The organism is Georgenia sp. Z1491, from assembly GCF_057652395.1.
Genome location: NZ_CM172729.1, coordinates 1084004 through 1100077, shown reverse-complemented (window position 1 = coordinate 1100077; position 16074 = coordinate 1084004). Strand labels below are relative to the sequence as shown.

Genomic DNA, 16074 nt, shown 5'->3' with positions numbered 1-16074 from the left:
CCGTCACGACGATTCCCGGCTTGAGGGGCTGGCACGCGCGATGAGGCGAACCGGACAGACACTTGCTGCGACCGTGCTTGCGGTCGGAGCCGCCACCGCGGTGCTGACGAGCTCGGCCGCCGCCGTGCCCGACCGGCCCGACGGCATCTCCGATGCCGCCTGGGAGGACATCCAGGCTCAGATCGCGCGCGGCGAGATCGAGCCCGGTGAGCTCGACGACCGGATCGCGATGCAGGAGCGTGCCGCACCCGTGATCACCTCGATCGCCACCCGCCACGCTGACACCTTCACCGTCTCCGAGCTCCGGGACGATGCCACCGCGCACCTGTACTTCACCGGCGAAGTCCCGGCCGACGTCGTCGAGGAACTGGCGGCCGAGCCCGGGATGTTCGCCCACGGCGGGGCGGCGTACGACGCCGAGGCCGCCGAGTCGGTCACCGTCGCCGTGCACATGGCGCTGTCCGAGCACCTCGCGCCCGGGATCGGTATATCGACAGTGGCGGACCCGGTCTCGGGCGAGATCAGCGTCGAGGTCTCGACCCAGGAGGCGGCCGACGCGCTCGAGGAGCTCCTGACGTCCGGGGCTCTCGACCTCGACGAGTCGCTGCTCGGGGCCGCGAGCGTCGACGAGGCCGAGGTCCTCGACTCGATCGTCGTCGAGGTCGGTGCGTCCGGCGGCGGGGACGACCTCGTCCTCCAGAGAGAGGACGACCGCTTCCGGTTCGCCGCCGGCGACGTCTGGGGCGAGACCGACCAGTTCTCGATCGCGACGCTGCCGGAGACCGTGACCCTGGCCCTCACGGGGACCGACGACATGTTCTACGGCACGCTCGAGGTCGAGGACGGGTGCCTCGTCGTCGTCAGCACCGGCAGCACCGATCTCACGCGCCTGGCGGTCCTCGCTGAAGGAGCTGAACCCGTGAGCGATGACGAGGGGAACCTCGCTGTACGCCTGGACGACGGCTCCATCGCTGTACTCGGCACCGAGTACGCGGTAGACAAGGGCCAGATCGGCGCGATCCCCGCCCTGTTCGGCGACTCGGCACCGGCCTGCGACGGTGGCCAGACCGAGGCGATGTACATCAACGGCGGCGACCTGCCCGACTGACCGGCGCAAAGGGACGGCAGCGCACCTACGCGCGGATCGCGCCCAGCACGACCTCCGCCGCCGCGCGCCCGGCCGCCGCCGACGACGCGTTCTCCGCCACCCAGGCGGCCAACCGTTCGGCGTCCCGCGGCCCTCGCTCGCCGGTCAGGGCGGCGACCATCGCCCGTGCGACGTCGTCGGCGTCGTGCTCGACCGCCCAGCCCAGGCGGCTCTCGGCGATGTCCGCCCGAGCCGGGCCGGGGCCCGCGTAGATCACCGGGACGCCGGACGCCCACGCGGCGTATGCCTTCGTGGGGTAGGCGAGGTCGTAGCCGATGCCGGGCCGGATCGACACGAGCGCCGCCTGCGCGCCCCGCTGCCAGCGCGCCGCCTCCGCCTGCCCGACGAGCCCGCGCAGCTCGACCGTCCCCCGCGGCAGGCGGGCGGCCAGGCGCTCGAGCTCCGGCCACGCGCTGCCCTGACCGATCAACACCACGCGCGCGTCCGGCACCTGCTCAAGGACCTGCGGCAGCGCGCGCAGGAACACGTCCGCGCCCTGCCACTCCGAGGCCGTGCCCGCGTAGAGCAGGTACGGGCGGGGGTCGTCGTCGTCGGGCATCGGTCCGGTCGGCGTGAACGTCTCGGTGTCCGCTCCCCCGCGCACGACGACGACGCCGCGGGCGCCGAGCTCCTCCGCCCGGGCGGCGACGTCGTCGGACACCGCGATGGTCGCCGCCGCGCCGGCGAGGACGGCGGACTCCGAGCGCCGCAGCACCTCGACGATCGCGCGGGGGGCACCCGTGGACGTCGCGGCGTCGGACCAGATGTCGGGGACGTAGGCCACGTACGGCCTCCTGCGGAGCGTGGCCACCGCCCGGACCACGAGCCCGGTGGTGGGCGGCGGCTCGACGACGTAGACGTCCGGGACGGGGTCCGCGAGGAGTCGGGCGGCGAGCGGGACGTCGAAGGACAGGTAGGGGACGTAGCCGCGGAGGTAGCCGTCGGCGTCGCGCAGGACCGGCGCGCGGGAGACGCGGGTGCCGGCGTGGTCAGCGATCGTGGCACCCGCCGGTGGCTGCGCGGTGAGGACGCGGGTGGCTGCGCCGGCGTCGCGCAGGCCGCGGGCGAGGGCGGCCAGGCGGAACGACGCGGCGGCCGGCTCGGGGTCCCAGATGCGGGACGCGACGGTCACGCGCGGGCGGCGGGCGTGGCTCTCCGAGGGACGGCGCGCGGCTGGCATGGGATCCATTGTGTCCGAGGTGGGCGGGGCGGAAGTGGGCGAGGCGGAGATGCGCCGAGGACGCGGTCAACCTGCCGAGGACGCGGTCGACGTGCCGAGTGGCCCCCCGCCGCCCGCGCCCTCGACGCGCAACCCGTGCCCTCGACGGCGGTCCGCGTCCTCGGCGCCTTGACGGTGAAGGGTGTCGTCGACCTCACCGTCCGACGCCCAGCCCACACACGGTGCGCCGACCCTGCCGACGGCGTCGGTGGGTTCGACACTCGACCGGTGGGTTCGACACTCGACCTGTGCGCTCGACCCGAAGGCGCGAGGTCGATGGACAGCACGCGGGGCCGACCATCCGTGGTCGGCCCCGCGCGGCGCCAGGTCGTCGACGCAGCGGTTACAGCTGGACGGCCTGGCCGTCGGCGGCCGCGGACAGGATCGCCTCGACCACCTCGAGCGTGTGCACGCCCTCGGCCATCGACACCACCTCGTCAGACACGCCGCGCACGGCGTCCCGGAACCGCTCCTGCTCCACCCGCAGCGGCTCGCGCTTCGGGATCGCGTAGGTCGTGATGTCACCCTCGGACACACCCCGGAAGGCCGCGACGGCGTCCCACTCGGTCGGGACGGTGCCGTTGGCGTAGAACGTGAGGTCGATGTTGAGGGTGTCGGCGACGAGCGCCCCCCGCTCACCGGTGACCACCGTGCGCCGCTCCTTGAACGGCGAGAGCCAGTTGACCGTGTGGCCGACCATCGTGCCGTCGGCCAGCTGTCCCGTCGCCACGACCATGTCCTCGAACTCGCGCCCCGAACGGTGCGTCGTGCGCGCGTAGATCGAGCTGTACGGGGAGCCGGCGACGAACGCGGCCAGGTCGACGTCGTGGGTGGCGAGGTCCTTGACCACCCCGACGTCCGAGATGCGCGCCGGGAACGGCCCCTGCCGGAACGTCTGGATCTGGTAGATCTCCCCCAGGAACCCCTCGGCAAGCTTGTCCCGCAGGGCGACGATCGCGGGGTTGCAGCGCTCGACGTACCCCACGGCCCCGGTCAGCCCGGCCTCCTCGAAGGCCTGGGCCACGCGCCGGCCCGCGGCCACGTCGTGCGCGATGGGCTTCTCGACCATCGTGTGGACGCCGGCCTCGGCCAGGCGCAGCGCGACCTCCTCGTGGTACACCGTGGGCACGGCCACCATGGCGGCCTCGATGCCGGCGTCGATCAACCACTCGACGTCGGACCCCACCTCGAGCGCCCCGGCGACCCCGAAGCGGTCCCCGCCCGGGTCGGCCACGGCCACGAGGTCCATGCCCTCGGTCTCGCGGATCACGCGGGCGTGGTGGCGCCCCATCGAGCCGAGCCCGATGAGCCCCACCCGCAGCGGCGCGCCGGAAGCAAAGTCCTCAGCCATCGCGATCACGCCCCCGCCGTCGTCACGGCCGCCACGGCGGCGACGATCCGGTCGAGGTCACCCTGCTCGAGCGAGGGGTGCACCGGCAGGGAGATCACCTGCTGCGCGGCGCGCTCCGTCTCGGGCAGCTCGAGGTCCGGCGCGAACACGGCCAGCGACTCGAGGCGGTGGTTGGGGATCGGGTAGTACACGCCGCTGCCCACCCGGTACTCCTCGCGCAGCGCGGTGACGATGCGGTCGCGCTCGGCGCCGCCGTCGCCCTCGACGGGTATCCGAACCGTGTACTGGTGGTAGACGTGCTCCGCACCGTCGGCGACGGGGGGCACCACCACGCCGGACAGGTTCGCGTCGAGGAACGCCGCGTTCGCGCGCCGCTGCTCCGTCCAGCCGAGCACCCGGCCGAGCTGGACCCGCCCGATCGCGGCGTGCACGTCGGTCATGCGGGTGTTGAAACCGATGACCTCGTTGGCGTACTGCTTCTCCATGCCCTGGTTGCGCAGGAGGCGCACCCGGCGCGCAAGGGTCTCGTCCCCCGTCGTCACCATGCCGCCCTCGGCGGAGGTCATGTTCTTGGTGGGGTAGAGCGAGAACGCGGCGAACGCCCCGAAGGTGCCGACCTGGCGCCCGCCGAGCGTGGCGGCGTGGGCCTGCGCGGCGTCCTCGAAGATCTGCAGGTCGAACTCGTCGGCGATGGCCTGGAGCGCGTCCATGTTCGCGGGGTGCCCGTAGAGGTGGACGGGCATGATGCCGCGGGTGCGCTCGGTCACCGAGGCCCGCACGGACTCCGGGTCGAGGCAGAAGTGGTCCGGCTCGATGTCGGCGAACACCGGCGTGGCGCCGGTCAGGGCCACCGAGTTTCCCGTCGCCGCGAACGTGAAGGACGGGACGATGACCTCGTCGCCCTCGCCGATCCCGGCCGCGACCAGGCCCATGTGCAGGGCCGACGTCCCCGAGTTCACGGCCACCGCCTCGCGCCCCTGCGCCAGCACGGAGGCGAACTCCTCCTCGAAGGCCTTGACCTCTGGCCCCTGGGCGATCATGCCGCCGGCGAGCACGCGGTCGACCGCCGCCCGCTCGTCGTCGCCGATGATGGGCCTCGCCGGCGGGATCATGGGCAGCTCGTCGTTCACGCGTTCTCCTCCGTCTCGGTCAGCACGCCGTCGGTCAGGGCGTACCGCTGCCCACTGATCGGGCAGCGCCATTGTTCCCCGTCCGGCACCAGTCTGGCGCCCGAACGTCCTACCCAACCGATCTGCTTGGCAGGTACGCCGGCCACGAGCGCGTACGGGGCGACGTCCTTGGTCACGACCGCGCCGGCCGCCACGGTGGCCCAGGCGCCGACCGTCACGGGTGCCACGCACACCGCGCGGGCACCGATCGCGGCGCCCTCCTCGATGGTCACGCCCACGGCCTCCCAGTCGGAGGCGGACTTCAGCGAGCCGTCCGGGTTGATCGCGCGGGGGTAGGTGTCGTTGGTGAGCACGGCGGCGGGGCCGACGAACACGCCGTCAGCGAGCCGCGCGGGCTCGTAGACGAGCGCGTAGTTCTGGACCTTGCAGTGCCGTCCCATCTCCACGCCGGTGCCGATGTAGGCACCGCGCCCGACGACGCACCCCTCCCCCAGCATGGCGTCCTCTCGCACCTGCGCGAGGTGCCAGACGGAGCTGCCGTCGCCGATGCGGGCGGTGGTCGCCACGTCGGCGGAGTCCACGATCCGTGCGGTCATGCGCTGCCCTTCGCTCCCCGGGCCGCGCACCGCCCGCACCGACCGCTCCCGCGACCGGCCCGCGCACGGCACGCTGCCCTGCTGTCGTCCACGAGCCTGCGACAATGCGGCCCATGCCCATGGTGCCACCCGTGGACGACGCCTGGCTCGTCATCCCCGTCTACAACGAGGCGTCCGTCATCGGCCGCGTCGTGTCGGAGGCGCGCGAGACGTTCCCGCACATCGTGTGCGTCGACGACGCCTCGACGGACGGCTCCGGGTCGGCGGCCGCCGCGGCCGGCGCCCTCGTGGTCACCCACCCGTTCAACCTCGGCCAGGGCGCCGCGCTCCAGACGGGCATCGAGTACGTCGTCACCCGCACGGACGCGCGCTACCTCGTCACCTTCGACGCCGACGGGCAGCACCGCGTCGTCGACGCCGTCCAGATGGTCGAGCGGGCGCGCGCCGAGGACCTGGCGGTCGTCTTCGGCTCGCGCTTCCTCGACGACCGCACCAAGCCCGGGTTCCTCAAGCGCATCGTCCTCAAGACCGCGGTCTGGGTGACGAACCAGTCCACCGGGATGCGCCTGACCGACGCCCACAACGGGCTGCGCGTCATCCGCCGCGACGCCGCACGGCGCGTCGACCTCAAGCAGAACCGGATGGCGCACGCCACCGAGATCGTCCTCGAGCTCGGCCGCACCGGCCTGCCGTGGGCGGAGCACCCGATCGAGATCGTCTACACCGACTACTCCAAGGCCAAGGGACAGTCGTTGCTCAACTCCGTCAACATCCTCTGGGAGCTGGTGATCCGCTGATGCCCGTCTCCGGGGACACCCGCCTCATCCAGATCCTGCTGCTGGTCGCCGTCGTCGCCTTCACGGTGCTGCTCACCCGCTCGACGGCGGGCTCCCGCCACCAGGCGATCCGCCGGCTCGGGCTGCTCGGCTTCATGGTGCTCGCCGCCCTGTCGGTCCTGTTCCCGTCGTGGGTCTCGCAGGCGGCCCGGTTCGTCGGGGTCGGTCGTGGCACGGACCTCGTGCTGTACGTGCTGGTCGTCATGTTCTTCGGGTACGTCGTGGTCACCGCCCGCGGGCACGCGCGCCGCGACCGGCAGACGACGATCCTCGCCCGCAGGCTCGCCATCCGGGAGGCCGACGACGACGCACGGCGGGCCGCGCGGGACGACGCCCCTGCCGGGCCCGTGCCCGGACCCGGGGCAGGCACCGGCCCCGCCGACGACGACCGGCCGGGCGCGGACGACGCCGCCGGGTAGCGGCCCGCACCGCGCCACCTGCGACGAGACACCGGCCACAGCGCGGACCGAGCACCAGCGGCAGGACAGAACTACCCGCCGCCGTGCCGCAGACGAAGGCCCACGCCGGGGCCGCCTGCCCGTATCGTGAACGCGATGCCGACCGACGCTCAGGACGGCGCGGCGGATCCGGAGCTGCCGCGCGACGAGCCCTACCGACCCCGGCACCGCAAGCCTGCCCCCGCGCGGGCCAGGCGCCGCCGTGGACCGATCATCGCGGGCGCCGCGGCGGCCGTCGTCGCGGTGGGCATCGGGGCCGTCGCCGCGATGTACAACGACCTCCAGGGCAACATCACCACCGAGGACGTCGACCACCTGCTCGACGACGACGAGCGCCCGACCGTCCACGAGGACCCGGACGACCCCAACGCCGGCCAGGCGATGAACATCCTCGTCATGGGGTCCGACACCCGCGAGGGGGACAACGCCGCTCAGGGCGGCGAGGCCGACGTCGAGGGCATGCGCTCGGACACCACGATGATCCTGCACATCTCCTCGGACCGCGAACGGGTCGACGTCGTCTCGATCCCGCGCGACACCCTGGTCGACATCCCCTCCTGCACGCTCGAGGACGGCACCGAGACCGAGCCGGCCGAGCAGGCCATCTTCAACTCCGCCTTCCACACCGGCGGCCAGCACGGTGACGTCAGCGCCGCCGCCGCCTGCACGATCGCCACCGTCGAGGAGCTGACCGACGTCCGCATCGACGACTACATGGTCGTCGACTTCGCCGGGTTCATCGGCGTCGTCGAGGCCCTGGACGGGGTGCCGATGTACGTCGACGAGGAGATCGCCGACCCGGCCGCCGGCCTCGAGCTCGAGCAGGGCTGCCAGATCCTCGACGGCGAGGAGGCGCTCGGCTACGCGCGCGCCCGCCAGACGCTCGGCGACGGCTCCGACATCTCCCGCATCGGCCGTCAGCAGCAGCTCGTGAGCGCCATCGCCCGCGACGTCCTGTCGAGTCGCGTGCTGTTCGACCTGCCGCGCCTGTACTCGGTGCTCGACGCCGGCACCCAGACGCTCACCACCTCCCCGGAGTTCGGCAGCATCCGGAACCTCGCCGGGCTCGCCGTGTCGCTGCGTGGCCTCGAGGGCGAGAACATCGGGTTCCTCACGATGCCCTGGGAGCCCGCGGGCTACCGCGTGACGGCGACCGAGGAGGCCGAGGACGTCTGGGCCGCCCTGCGCGAGGACGAGCCCGTCACGAACGCCACCGTGGCGGCGGACCCCGAGCTCGGCGGCGGGGCCGAGGAGTCCGAGTCCGGCGAGGCGGCGTCCGACGGCGCGGCGCCCGAGGACACCGGCACGGCGATCGGCACCGGCGGCGAGATCGCCCAGGAGGCCCGCGACGCGGCCCGGGCCGAGGCCTCCCCGGAGGTTCCCACCGACGAGTCCGACGGCCTCGGCACGCCCGACGACGCGGCGCCGCCCGCGCCGACCGACGAGCCGGAAGCTGCCCCCCTGCCCCCGTGCACACGCTGACCGCCACCCGCCTCCCTCGGGGTGGTGCCACGGTTCCGGGCCTCCCCGCGCGTACGGTGCCTCTCGCTGGACGGACGACCGGGGGGACACGATGAACGACGACGACCTTCCTCCGTCGTTCGCGCCCAGGAGCAAGCGTCGCCCAGCACGCCCGCGCGAGCAGCCGGAGGCGACCCGGCAGGTCGACGGCGCCGGGCGCCCGCCCGCTCCCCCGCGCCAGCCCACGGCCGATCGGTTCGACCGTCGACGCCCCCGGCCCGCTCCGACGGGCTCGCCGCGCCGCGCCCCCAGCGACCGCGCCGGCATCCCCGCGCGCGACGAGATCGGCGCCACCCGCACCGTGCCCGCCGCCGGGCGCGAGGCGCCCGGGCGTCCCTCGGCACCGCCGCCGGCCTACGCACCACCGTCGTACCGGCCGGCCTTTCACGGGGCGACCGACCCACGCCGCCCCGGGCCGGGCGAGGCACCGCCCCGGTACCCCGAAGATCCGGGACAGGCGCCTCCGCCACCCCCGCCGGGCCGCCCGCCGCGGCAGCGCCGGCGTCGCCGCCGGCCGGGCCGCGTCGTCGCGCTCTTCCTCGTTCTCCTCCTGGTCCTGGTGATCGCCTGGCCGGTCGGGCTCGCGATCTGGGCGGACGGACGCATCTCGCACACGGCCGCGCTGTCGGGCGCCGAGGACACCACCGGCACCACCTACCTCCTCGCGGGCACCGACTCCCGCGGCGGGGCGATCGACGACGGTGTGGAGGGCTCCCGCTCGGACTCGATCCTCGTGCTGCACGATCCCGAGTCGGGCACGCCCTCGCTGATCTCGCTGCCGCGCGACACCCTCGTCGAGATCCCCGGCCACGGCGACAACAAGCTCAACGCCGCCTACTCGCTCGGCGGCCCGGAGCTGCTCGTGGAGACCGTCGAGGGCCTCATGGAGCTCACCGTCGACCACTACGTCGAGATCGGCATGTCCGGGCTGTCGGAGATCGTCGACTCCGTCGGCGGGGTCGAGCTGTGCCTCGACTACGACGTCGAGGACGACTTCTCCGGTCTCAGCTGGCAGGCGGGCTGCCACGTCTCCGACGGCGAGACCGCCCTCGCCTTCGCCCGGATGCGCTACTCCGACCCCACCGGGGACATCGGCCGCGGCATGCGCCAGCGCCAGGTGATCGGCGCCATCGCCGACTCCGTGGCCACCCCCGGCACCCTGCTCGACCCGCGCAGGCACGTCTCGCTCGCCCGCACGGGCACCGACGTGCTCGTCACGGACGAGGAGACCGGCATCGTCGACCTGGGCGGAATGGCGCTGGCGTTCCGCAGCGCCTCGGGCGGCGGGTTCGTCGGCGCACCGCCCGTCGCCGACCCCGCCTACCGCGCCGGCGGGCTGGGGGCGACCGTGCTGCTCGACGCCGACGCGCTGCCCGCGTGGCTGGAGTCCGTGCGGGAGGGGACGATCAGCCCGTCCGACCAGGAGCAGACGGACCCCGCGGGCGGATAGCGTCAGGGGTGCGCGACGCCCGGCTCGCGCGAGGAAGGACTGAGATGACCACCGACCCGCACGAGGGCCCCGCCCCCGGGCGTCCCACCCCCGACGACGACGCCCGCCTGAGCGAGGAGGTCGACCGCGCCGGGCACCTGCTCGACGCCGGCGACCACGCCGGAGCCGTCACCGCGCTGGGCGACGTCCTCGGCTGGGCCGAGTCCGTGTACGGCCCCGGCGACCCCGACGTGCTGCTCGTCCGGGGTGAGCTGGGTGGTGCGCTCGGGCGGCTCGGCCGGCACTACGAGGCCGTCGACGTCCTCGGTCCGGGGGTCGTCCTCGCGCGCGAGCTGGGACCCGAGGACGCCGAGACCCGCGCCGGGCTCGTCACGGCCCTCATCTCCGCGCTCGAGGCCTCGGGCCGCGGCCACGAGACGCCGTCCCTCGAGCACGAGCTCGCTCAGGTCGGCGGGCCGGACGCCGGGTCCGACGCCGGGTCGGACACCGGGTCGCACGAGCAGACGGACGAGCAGGGGGCCGACGCGGAGGCCCCCCTGGCCGACGACCTGCGCCGGGCCGCGACCGACGGCGCCGGGGTCGACGACGCCGAGGCACTCGTGGCCCGGGCCGACACCCCGGCCGATCGGCAGCTGCTGCCCGACGCGCTGCTCGTCCTCGCCGAGGCCCGCACGCGCGCGGAGGACCCCGAGGGCGCCGTGGACGCGTACGCCCGCCGCGCGGAGGTCGTCGCCGCGCTCGACGGTCCGACGTCGGGCACCGCGCTGCGGGCCGGCGCCCGGCACGTGACGGCGCTCGTCGAGGCCGGTCGCCTGGACGAGGCGCTCGACGCGAACATGTTCCTCGGCCGGGACGCCCGCCGCTACCGCCCCGACGACCTCGAGCTCGCGGACGTCGCGACCGCCCGCAGCGCGGACCTGCTCGCGGCCAAGGGCAGGTTCGAGGAGGCCCGCCAGGTGTTCGCCGAGCTCGTCGCGCTGCGCACCGGGCGGCCCGACGTCGGCCCGGAGCACCTGTCCACGCTCGACGCGCGCCATCGCGAGGCGTGGGCGACCCTCGAGGTCGATCCCGCCCGGGCGCTCGAGCAGTTCGAGGCACTGACGGCGGACCTCGAGCGGCTCGTGCCCCCCGACCACCCGCTCGTCGGGCAGGCCGCCAACGGCACCGAGGAGGCTCGGGGCGACCTCGCGGCGGGCCCGCAGGCGTAGCTCCTAGGCCCGGTCCTCGCCCTGCTCGGCGGTCAGGGAGGCCCGCAGCCGCACTCCCCTGGCGCGCGCGGAGTCGGCGAGGTCGGCCTGGAGATCGACCATCCGTTCGCGGAGCTCCTCGGCGCGCGCGCCCTCGCCGGCCCCGAGGATCCGGGCGGCGAGCAGGCCGGCGTTACGGGCCCCGCCGATCGAGACCGTCGCGACGGGCACGCCCGCCGGCATCTGGACGATCGACAGCAGGGAGTCCATGCCGTCGAGGTGAGCCAGCGGCACGGGGACCCCGATCACCGGCAGCGGCGTGACGGCGGCGAGCATCCCGGGCAGGTGCGCGGCCCCGCCCGCGCCGGCCACGATCACGCGCAGCCCGCGCCGGGCCGCGGTGCGCCCGTACTCGATCATCTCGTCCGGCATGCGGTGCGCGGAGACGACGTCGACCTCGTGGGTCACGCCGAGCTCGTCGAGCGCGACCGCCGCGGCCGACATCACGCGCCAGTCCGAGTCCGACCCCATGACGATCCCGACCTCGACCATGCTCACTCCCCGGTCCCGTGACGGCCGGCGGCTCCGGCCCGCGGCCATCCTCCCACCGCGGCCGGCCCCGGCGGCGCGTCCCGACCACTGCGTGGCCGCCTGCGCCGGCTCAGCCGCGGTGGAGCAGGTCGACGGCGGCACGGGCGGACACGAGCAGCGCCTCGTGCCGCTCGCCGACCTCGGTGACGTGCCCGAGCTTGCGGCCGGGGCGCACCTCCTTGCCGTAGAGGTGCACCTTCGCGCGCGGGTGCCCGGCCAGCACCGCCGGGTACGCGGCGGCCGGGTCGGGCCGCTCGGCGCCGAGCAGGTTGACCATGACCGCGGCGGGGGCGAGCGCCGACGGATCGCCCAGCGGAAGGTCGAGGACCGCCCGCAGGTGCTGCTCGAACTGGCTGGTCACGGCGCCGTCGATCGTCCAGTGCCCCGAGTTGTGGGGGCGCATGGCGAGCTCGTTGACGAGCAGCCGCTCGCCGCCGCCCTCGACCGGTGCCACGAACAGCTCGACGGCGAGGACCCCGGTCACGCCGAGGCCGGTCGCGACGCGCTCGGCGATGGCACGGCCCTGCTCCGCAAGCTCCGCGGGCAGCCCGGGGGCTGGGGCGAGGACCTCGGCGCACACCCCACCGCGCTGCCGCGTCTCGACCACCGGCCAGCTGCGCACGTCACCGGGCCCACCGGACCCGCCGGGCGCGTCGCCACCCGGCCGGCGCGCGGTCAGCGCCGCGAGCTCGCGGACGAACGGCACCTTCTCCTCGACGAGGAGCCGCCTGCCGGGCGCGAGGTCGTCGAGCCAGTCCGCGACGTCGTCGGGGGTGGCGACGACCCGCACGCCCTTGCCGTCGTAGCCCCCGCGGGCGGTCTTGACGACGACCGGCCCGCCGGCCTCGGCGATCGCGGCGGCGACCCCGGCGGCGTCGGCGGCGGTCGTCCACCAGGGCCACGGGACGCCGAGCTCACCGAGCCGCTCGCGCATGGCGATCTTGTCCTGCGCGTGCAGCAGGGCGGCGGGACCGGGCCGCACCGGCACGCCCGAGGCAGCGACCGCGTCCAGCACCTCGGCGGGCACGTGCTCGTGCTCGAACGTGAGGACGTCCGCACCCTCGACGAGGCGCCGCACGGCCTGAAGGTCGTCGGCCCGGCCGACGACCGAGTCCGGTACCACCTGCGCGGTCGGCGCGTCGGCCGACTCGACGAGGACCCGTAGGTGCACGTCGAGGGCGAGCGCCGCCGGTGCCATCATGCGGGCGAGCTGCCCACCGCCGATCACGGCCACGGTCCGTCTGGTCACGAGGATCCACCCTAGACGGTGCGAACTCCCCCACCCCGACCCCACCGGCGCGGCCCACCCGACCTAGGGTTGTCCGGTGCGACGCCTCATCGACCTGCTCCTGCGCGGCCAGACCTGGCGCCAGTGGTGGATCGAGCTGATCCGGTTCTGCACCGTGGGCCTGTCGGCGTTCGTCGTCGACATCGGCCTGTTCAACCTGCTGCGCTTCGGCCCCGGCGAGCTCCTCGGCGACCGGCCGCTGACCGCGAAGGTCGTCTCGGTGTCCGTGTCGATCGTCGTGGCGTGGATCGGCAACCGCCTGTGGACGTTCCGGGAGAAGCGCCGCGCGGCCGCCCACCGCGAGGCCCTGATGTTCGTGCTGGTCAACATCGGCGGGATGCTCGTGGCCGTGGGCTGCCTGGCGTTCTCCCACTACGTGCTGGGGCTGACCTCGCCGCTCGCGGACAACATCTCCGCCAACGGGGTCGGTCTCGTCCTCGGCACCGCGTTCCGTTACGTCTGCTACCGGTACGTCGTCTTCACCGAGGACCACACGGCCGACGGCCCTCCCGACACCACCACCCCCGACGACGAGGCGGTCGCCTCAGCGGCCGGCCCGCTCCCGCCCCTGCACGCGCACGACCCCCGCGGCGAGCAGCACCTGCGCGGCGACGTAGGTGGCCATCACCCACATGCCGTGGCCCGGAAGGTCTAGTCCGGCGAACGTGCGCAGGGCGAGCAGCGAGTCGGAGACGATGTACACGAGGGCGCCGACGGCGGCGGCCGTCCCGAGGGCCGGGGCCAGCAGCGCCGTCCCGATGATCGCCGCCGCGTAGGCCACGACGGCCGGCAGGAGGCTGCCGGCGCCCTGCGCGCAGAGGATGACGAGCACGACCCCGTACCCGAGGAACGGCAGCACGAGCGCGGGCGAGCTCCACACGGGTGTGCTCCGGCGCCGCGGCCACAGCGCGATGAGCCAGCACACGTGGGCCAGGAGGAACAGGACGAGCATCGCCTCGAAGCCCCCGACGTCCAGGAACCGGGGCACGAGGTCGCCGCCCCAGGACAGGGCGAGGGCGGCGAGCGCCCAGGAGGTCGTGCGCGACCGGGGCGCCGGGGTCAGGGCGAGGACGGCGAGCAGCAGGGGCGGAAGGATGAGCGGCTGGGTGACCTCCCGCAGGATCGCCGGGCCGGTCAGCTGGGCGACCAGGTGGACGAGCGTGACGACGACCAGGACCACCGTGGCGACCATCGCCGTGGTGACCGCCGCGGGCGACGGGCCGCGACGTCGTCCCGTCGGCGCGGGGACGGTCACCGCCTCCCTCGCCGGCGCCCGACCGAGACGAGCGCGCCCTGCGGGAGCACGGCCTCCGGCGTGAGCTCGCGCGGGACGGCGTGCACGAACACCCGGAAGATCGGCGGGCGGCGCTGCGTGAGCTCGAGCCGTCCGCCGTCCGCCGCGACGAGCTCGCGCGCGAGCGCCAGCCCGAGGCCCGTGCCGGCACCGCCGGAGACGTGCTTGGTGAAGATCTCGGGGGCCAGCTCGTCGGTGACCCCCTCACCCTGGTCCGCAACGTCGATGAACACTCCCTTGGCGCCCGAGGCCGAGCGGGTGGTGATCGTCGTCGTCCCGGCCCCGTACTTCAGCGAGTTCTCGATGAGCGTGGCGAGCACCTGGGACAGGGAGCCGGGCGTGACGAGGACCGGCATGTCGACGTCGTCGGAGAAGGTGAGCTCGCGGCCGGCGGCCACGAACGTCTGGTGCCACTCCTCGTCCTGCTGGGCGAAGATCTCGTCGAGGTTGACGACCTCGGTCGAGCCGCCGCCTGCCGAGCGCGACGTCCTCAGGAGGTCGTCGACGACCCCGGTGAGCCGTTCGACCTGCTCGAGCGACCGGCGCGCCTCCTCGCGGACCTCCTCCTGCTCGGCGGTCATCTCGATCTCCTCGAGGCGCATGGACAGGGCGGTCAGCGGCGTGCGCAGCTGGTGGGAGGCGTCCGCGGCGAACTGGCGCTCGGCGGCGAGTCGGCCCGCCATCCGGTCCGAGGTTCGCACGAGCTCGGCGGAGACGAGGTCGATCTCCTCGATGCCGGAGACCTGGATGCGCGGACGCACCTGGCCCGAACCGATCTGCTCGGCGGAGGCGGCCAGGTAGATGAGCGGCGCGGACAGGCGGCGGGCGAGCCGGGAGCCGATCGCGACGGCGATGCCCAGCGCCATCATCGACGTGACCGCGATGATGCCGACGACCTGCAGGACCCGGAACCACACGTGGGCGATGGCGATCTCCATGATCACCTCGGCGCCGGACGGGGTCCGGCTCACCGACCGCATGACGTCACCCTCGATGTCCGGCCCCGCACGATAGATCTCACCGTCGGGGCTGCGCACGACGATGTTCGCCTCGATGTTGCTGTCCCCGCCCACCCAGGCGATGAGCATGTCGTTGTCGAGCCCCTCGTCCGTGGCGATCCGGCGCTCGACCGACCGGGACAGCGAGGAGTTGCGCAGGTCGAGGGTCGCGCGCTGGTCGCCCCAGATCATCGCCCCCCCGAAGACCGCCAGCGGCGCGCCGACGACCACGACGGCCACCGTCACCGCCACGACGATCATGCGGATCGCGCGGCGGCGCACATCACCCTCCGGATGTCTCGAACCGGAAGCCGATGGCGCGCACCGTGGTGATGTACCGCGGCTGGTCGGCCGAGTCGCCGAGCTTGCGGCGCAACCAGGAGACGTGCATGTCGAGGGTCTTGGTGGAACCCGTGGGGTCGGTCCCCCAGACCTCCTGCATGATCGCCTCGCGCGTGACGACGGACCCGGCGTCGCGCACCAGCACGCGCAGGAGCTCGAACTCCTTGGCGGTCAGGTGCATCTCGCGGGTCCCGCGGAAGGCGCGGTGGGCGGCGACGTCGACCCGGACGTCCTGCGCGACCAGCTCGTCCTCCTCGGTGATGTCCCCGCCGGCACGGCGCAGGAGTGCCCGCACGCGGGCGAGGAGCTCGGCGAGGCGGAAGGGCTTGGTGACGTAGTCGTCGGCCCCCGCGTCGAGCCCGACGACGAGGTCGACCTCGTCGGCCCGGGCGGTGAGCACGAGGATCGGCACGGTCAGCCCGCGCGAGCGGATGGCACGTGCGACGTCGAGTCCGTCCATGTCCGGCAGCCCGAGGTCGAGGACGACGAGGTCGGCGCCCTGCCCCACGTCCTCCAGGGCCGCCCCACCGGTGGTGTGGGAGCGGACCTCGTAGCCCTCCCGGCCGAGGGCGCGGGCGAGCGGTTCGGCGATCGCAGGGTCGTCCTCGACGAGCAGCACGTCAGTCACATCGACATCGTAGGCGTAATCGTCAACGTTTGGTCAAG

Annotated in this window: 16 protein-coding genes; 7 read left to right on the top strand and 9 right to left on the bottom strand. The window is 74.2% G+C overall.

The window, feature by feature from the left end:
* Positions 1-73 precede the first annotated feature (73 nt).
* On the top strand, positions 74-1108 hold the full coding sequence (locus tag AC24HA_RS05190; protein WP_487563588.1) for a hypothetical protein: 1035 nt from the start codon (positions 74-76) through the stop codon (positions 1106-1108).
* Positions 1109-1133: 25 nt separating this feature from the next.
* On the opposite strand, the gene AC24HA_RS05185 is transcribed toward AC24HA_RS05190, so the two are convergent.
* The 4 genes from AC24HA_RS05185 to AC24HA_RS05170 all read right to left on the bottom strand — a co-directional run bounded on the left by AC24HA_RS05185 (position 1134) and on the right by AC24HA_RS05170 (position 5443).
* The gene (locus tag AC24HA_RS05185) at positions 1134-2327 is read right to left on the bottom strand and encodes a glycosyltransferase (protein WP_425709261.1); all 1194 of its coding nucleotides are present in this window, start codon (positions 2325-2327) and stop codon (positions 1134-1136) included.
* Between the two features lie 382 nt (positions 2328-2709).
* On the bottom strand, positions 2710-3717 hold the full coding sequence (locus tag AC24HA_RS05180; RefSeq protein WP_425709262.1) for a Gfo/Idh/MocA family protein: 1008 nt from the start codon (positions 3715-3717) through the stop codon (positions 2710-2712).
* A gap of 5 nt (positions 3718-3722) precedes the next feature.
* Positions 3723-4829, bottom strand: coding sequence for a DegT/DnrJ/EryC1/StrS family aminotransferase (locus AC24HA_RS05175; RefSeq protein WP_425709283.1), 1107 nt, complete (start codon positions 4827-4829; stop codon positions 3723-3725).
* 14 nt (positions 4830-4843) lie between these two features.
* A complete protein-coding gene (locus AC24HA_RS05170; RefSeq protein ID WP_425709263.1) occupies positions 4844-5443 on the bottom strand; it encodes an acyltransferase in 600 nt (199 codons plus the stop codon).
* A 104-nt stretch (positions 5444-5547) separates the two neighbouring features.
* Here AC24HA_RS05170 and AC24HA_RS05165 point away from each other — a divergent pair, with 104 nt between their 5' ends.
* The 5 genes from AC24HA_RS05165 (at position 5548) to AC24HA_RS05145 (ending at position 10916) form a co-directional block, all read left to right on the top strand.
* Complete coding sequence (locus tag AC24HA_RS05165) at positions 5548-6240, top strand: glycosyltransferase family 2 protein (protein ID WP_425709264.1); 693 nt, start codon at positions 5548-5550, stop codon at positions 6238-6240.
* Complete coding sequence (locus AC24HA_RS05160; protein ID WP_425709265.1) at positions 6240-6698, top strand: DUF2304 domain-containing protein; 459 nt, start codon at positions 6240-6242, stop codon at positions 6696-6698. The genes AC24HA_RS05165 and AC24HA_RS05160 overlap by 1 nt, the downstream gene beginning before the upstream one ends.
* Positions 6699-6833: 135 nt before the next feature.
* The gene (locus AC24HA_RS05155; protein WP_425709266.1) at positions 6834-8219 is read left to right on the top strand and encodes an LCP family protein; all 1386 of its coding nucleotides are present in this window, start codon (positions 6834-6836) and stop codon (positions 8217-8219) included.
* Between the two features lie 91 nt (positions 8220-8310).
* Positions 8311-9708: an LCP family protein gene (locus AC24HA_RS05150; RefSeq protein ID WP_487563587.1), complete on the top strand. Its 1398-nt coding sequence runs from the start codon at positions 8311-8313 to the stop codon at positions 9706-9708.
* A 44-nt stretch (positions 9709-9752) separates the two neighbouring features.
* Positions 9753-10916 (top strand): hypothetical protein, encoded by a 1164-nt coding sequence (locus AC24HA_RS05145; protein ID WP_425709268.1) that lies wholly within the window; start codon positions 9753-9755, stop codon positions 10914-10916.
* A 3-nt stretch (positions 10917-10919) separates the two neighbouring features.
* Here AC24HA_RS05145 and purE read toward each other — a convergent pair whose 3' ends face one another.
* Positions 10920-11447, bottom strand: coding sequence for a 5-(carboxyamino)imidazole ribonucleotide mutase (gene purE / locus AC24HA_RS05140; RefSeq protein ID WP_425709269.1), 528 nt, complete (start codon positions 11445-11447; stop codon positions 10920-10922).
* A 109-nt stretch (positions 11448-11556) separates the two neighbouring features.
* Positions 11557-12735 carry a 5-(carboxyamino)imidazole ribonucleotide synthase gene (locus AC24HA_RS05135; protein WP_425709270.1) on the bottom strand — a complete coding sequence of 393 codons (1179 nt, stop codon included), beginning with the start codon at positions 12733-12735 and terminating at the stop codon, positions 11557-11559.
* 76 nt (positions 12736-12811) lie between these two features.
* On the opposite strand from AC24HA_RS05135, the gene AC24HA_RS05130 reads away from it, so the two are divergent.
* Positions 12812-13429, top strand: a complete 618-nt coding sequence (locus tag AC24HA_RS05130) for a GtrA family protein (RefSeq protein WP_425709271.1) — start codon at positions 12812-12814, stop codon at positions 13427-13429.
* On the opposite strand, the gene AC24HA_RS05125 is transcribed toward AC24HA_RS05130, so the two are convergent.
* Genes AC24HA_RS05125 through AC24HA_RS05115 form a run of 3 tightly spaced genes read right to left on the bottom strand, consistent with a single transcriptional unit; the run spans position 13319 to position 16036 of the window.
* Positions 13319-14029: a lysoplasmalogenase family protein gene (locus tag AC24HA_RS05125; RefSeq protein ID WP_425709272.1), complete on the bottom strand. Its 711-nt coding sequence runs from the start codon at positions 14027-14029 to the stop codon at positions 13319-13321. The genes AC24HA_RS05130 and AC24HA_RS05125 overlap by 111 nt on opposite strands.
* Positions 14026-15348: a sensor histidine kinase gene (locus tag AC24HA_RS05120; protein ID WP_425709273.1), complete on the bottom strand. Its 1323-nt coding sequence runs from the start codon at positions 15346-15348 to the stop codon at positions 14026-14028. Before AC24HA_RS05120 ends, AC24HA_RS05125 begins: the two co-directional genes overlap by 4 nt.
* A gap of 1 nt (position 15349) precedes the next feature.
* Positions 15350-16036 carry a response regulator transcription factor gene (locus tag AC24HA_RS05115; RefSeq protein ID WP_425709274.1) on the bottom strand — a complete coding sequence of 229 codons (687 nt, stop codon included), beginning with the start codon at positions 16034-16036 and terminating at the stop codon, positions 15350-15352.
* Positions 16037-16074: the final 38 nt, after the last annotated feature.

What these genes read in the sequence shown, in the direction of transcription:
- AC24HA_RS05145 (WP_425709268.1), top strand. Translation starts at nt 9,753, where the DNA reads ATGACCACCGACCCGCACGAGGGCCCCGCCCCCGGGCGTCCCACCCCC.
- AC24HA_RS05180 (WP_425709262.1), bottom strand. Translation starts at nt 3,717, where the DNA reads ATGGCTGAGGACTTTGCTTCCGGCGCGCCGCTGCGGGTGGGGCTCATC.
- AC24HA_RS05185 (WP_425709261.1), bottom strand. Translation starts at nt 2,327, where the DNA reads ATGCCAGCCGCGCGCCGTCCCTCGGAGAGCCACGCCCGCCGCCCGCGC.
- AC24HA_RS05165 (WP_425709264.1), top strand. Translation starts at nt 5,548, where the DNA reads ATGCGGCCCATGCCCATGGTGCCACCCGTGGACGACGCCTGGCTCGTC.
- AC24HA_RS05160 (WP_425709265.1), top strand. Translation starts at nt 6,240, where the DNA reads ATGCCCGTCTCCGGGGACACCCGCCTCATCCAGATCCTGCTGCTGGTC.
- AC24HA_RS05150 (WP_487563587.1), top strand. Translation starts at nt 8,311, where the DNA reads ATGAACGACGACGACCTTCCTCCGTCGTTCGCGCCCAGGAGCAAGCGT.
- AC24HA_RS05175 (WP_425709283.1), bottom strand. Translation starts at nt 4,829, where the DNA reads ATGATCCCGCCGGCGAGGCCCATCATCGGCGACGACGAGCGGGCGGCG.
- purE (WP_425709269.1), bottom strand. Translation starts at nt 11,447, where the DNA reads ATGGTCGAGGTCGGGATCGTCATGGGGTCGGACTCGGACTGGCGCGTG.
- AC24HA_RS05155 (WP_425709266.1), top strand. Translation starts at nt 6,834, where the DNA reads ATGCCGACCGACGCTCAGGACGGCGCGGCGGATCCGGAGCTGCCGCGC.
- AC24HA_RS05170 (WP_425709263.1), bottom strand. Translation starts at nt 5,443, where the DNA reads ATGACCGCACGGATCGTGGACTCCGCCGACGTGGCGACCACCGCCCGC.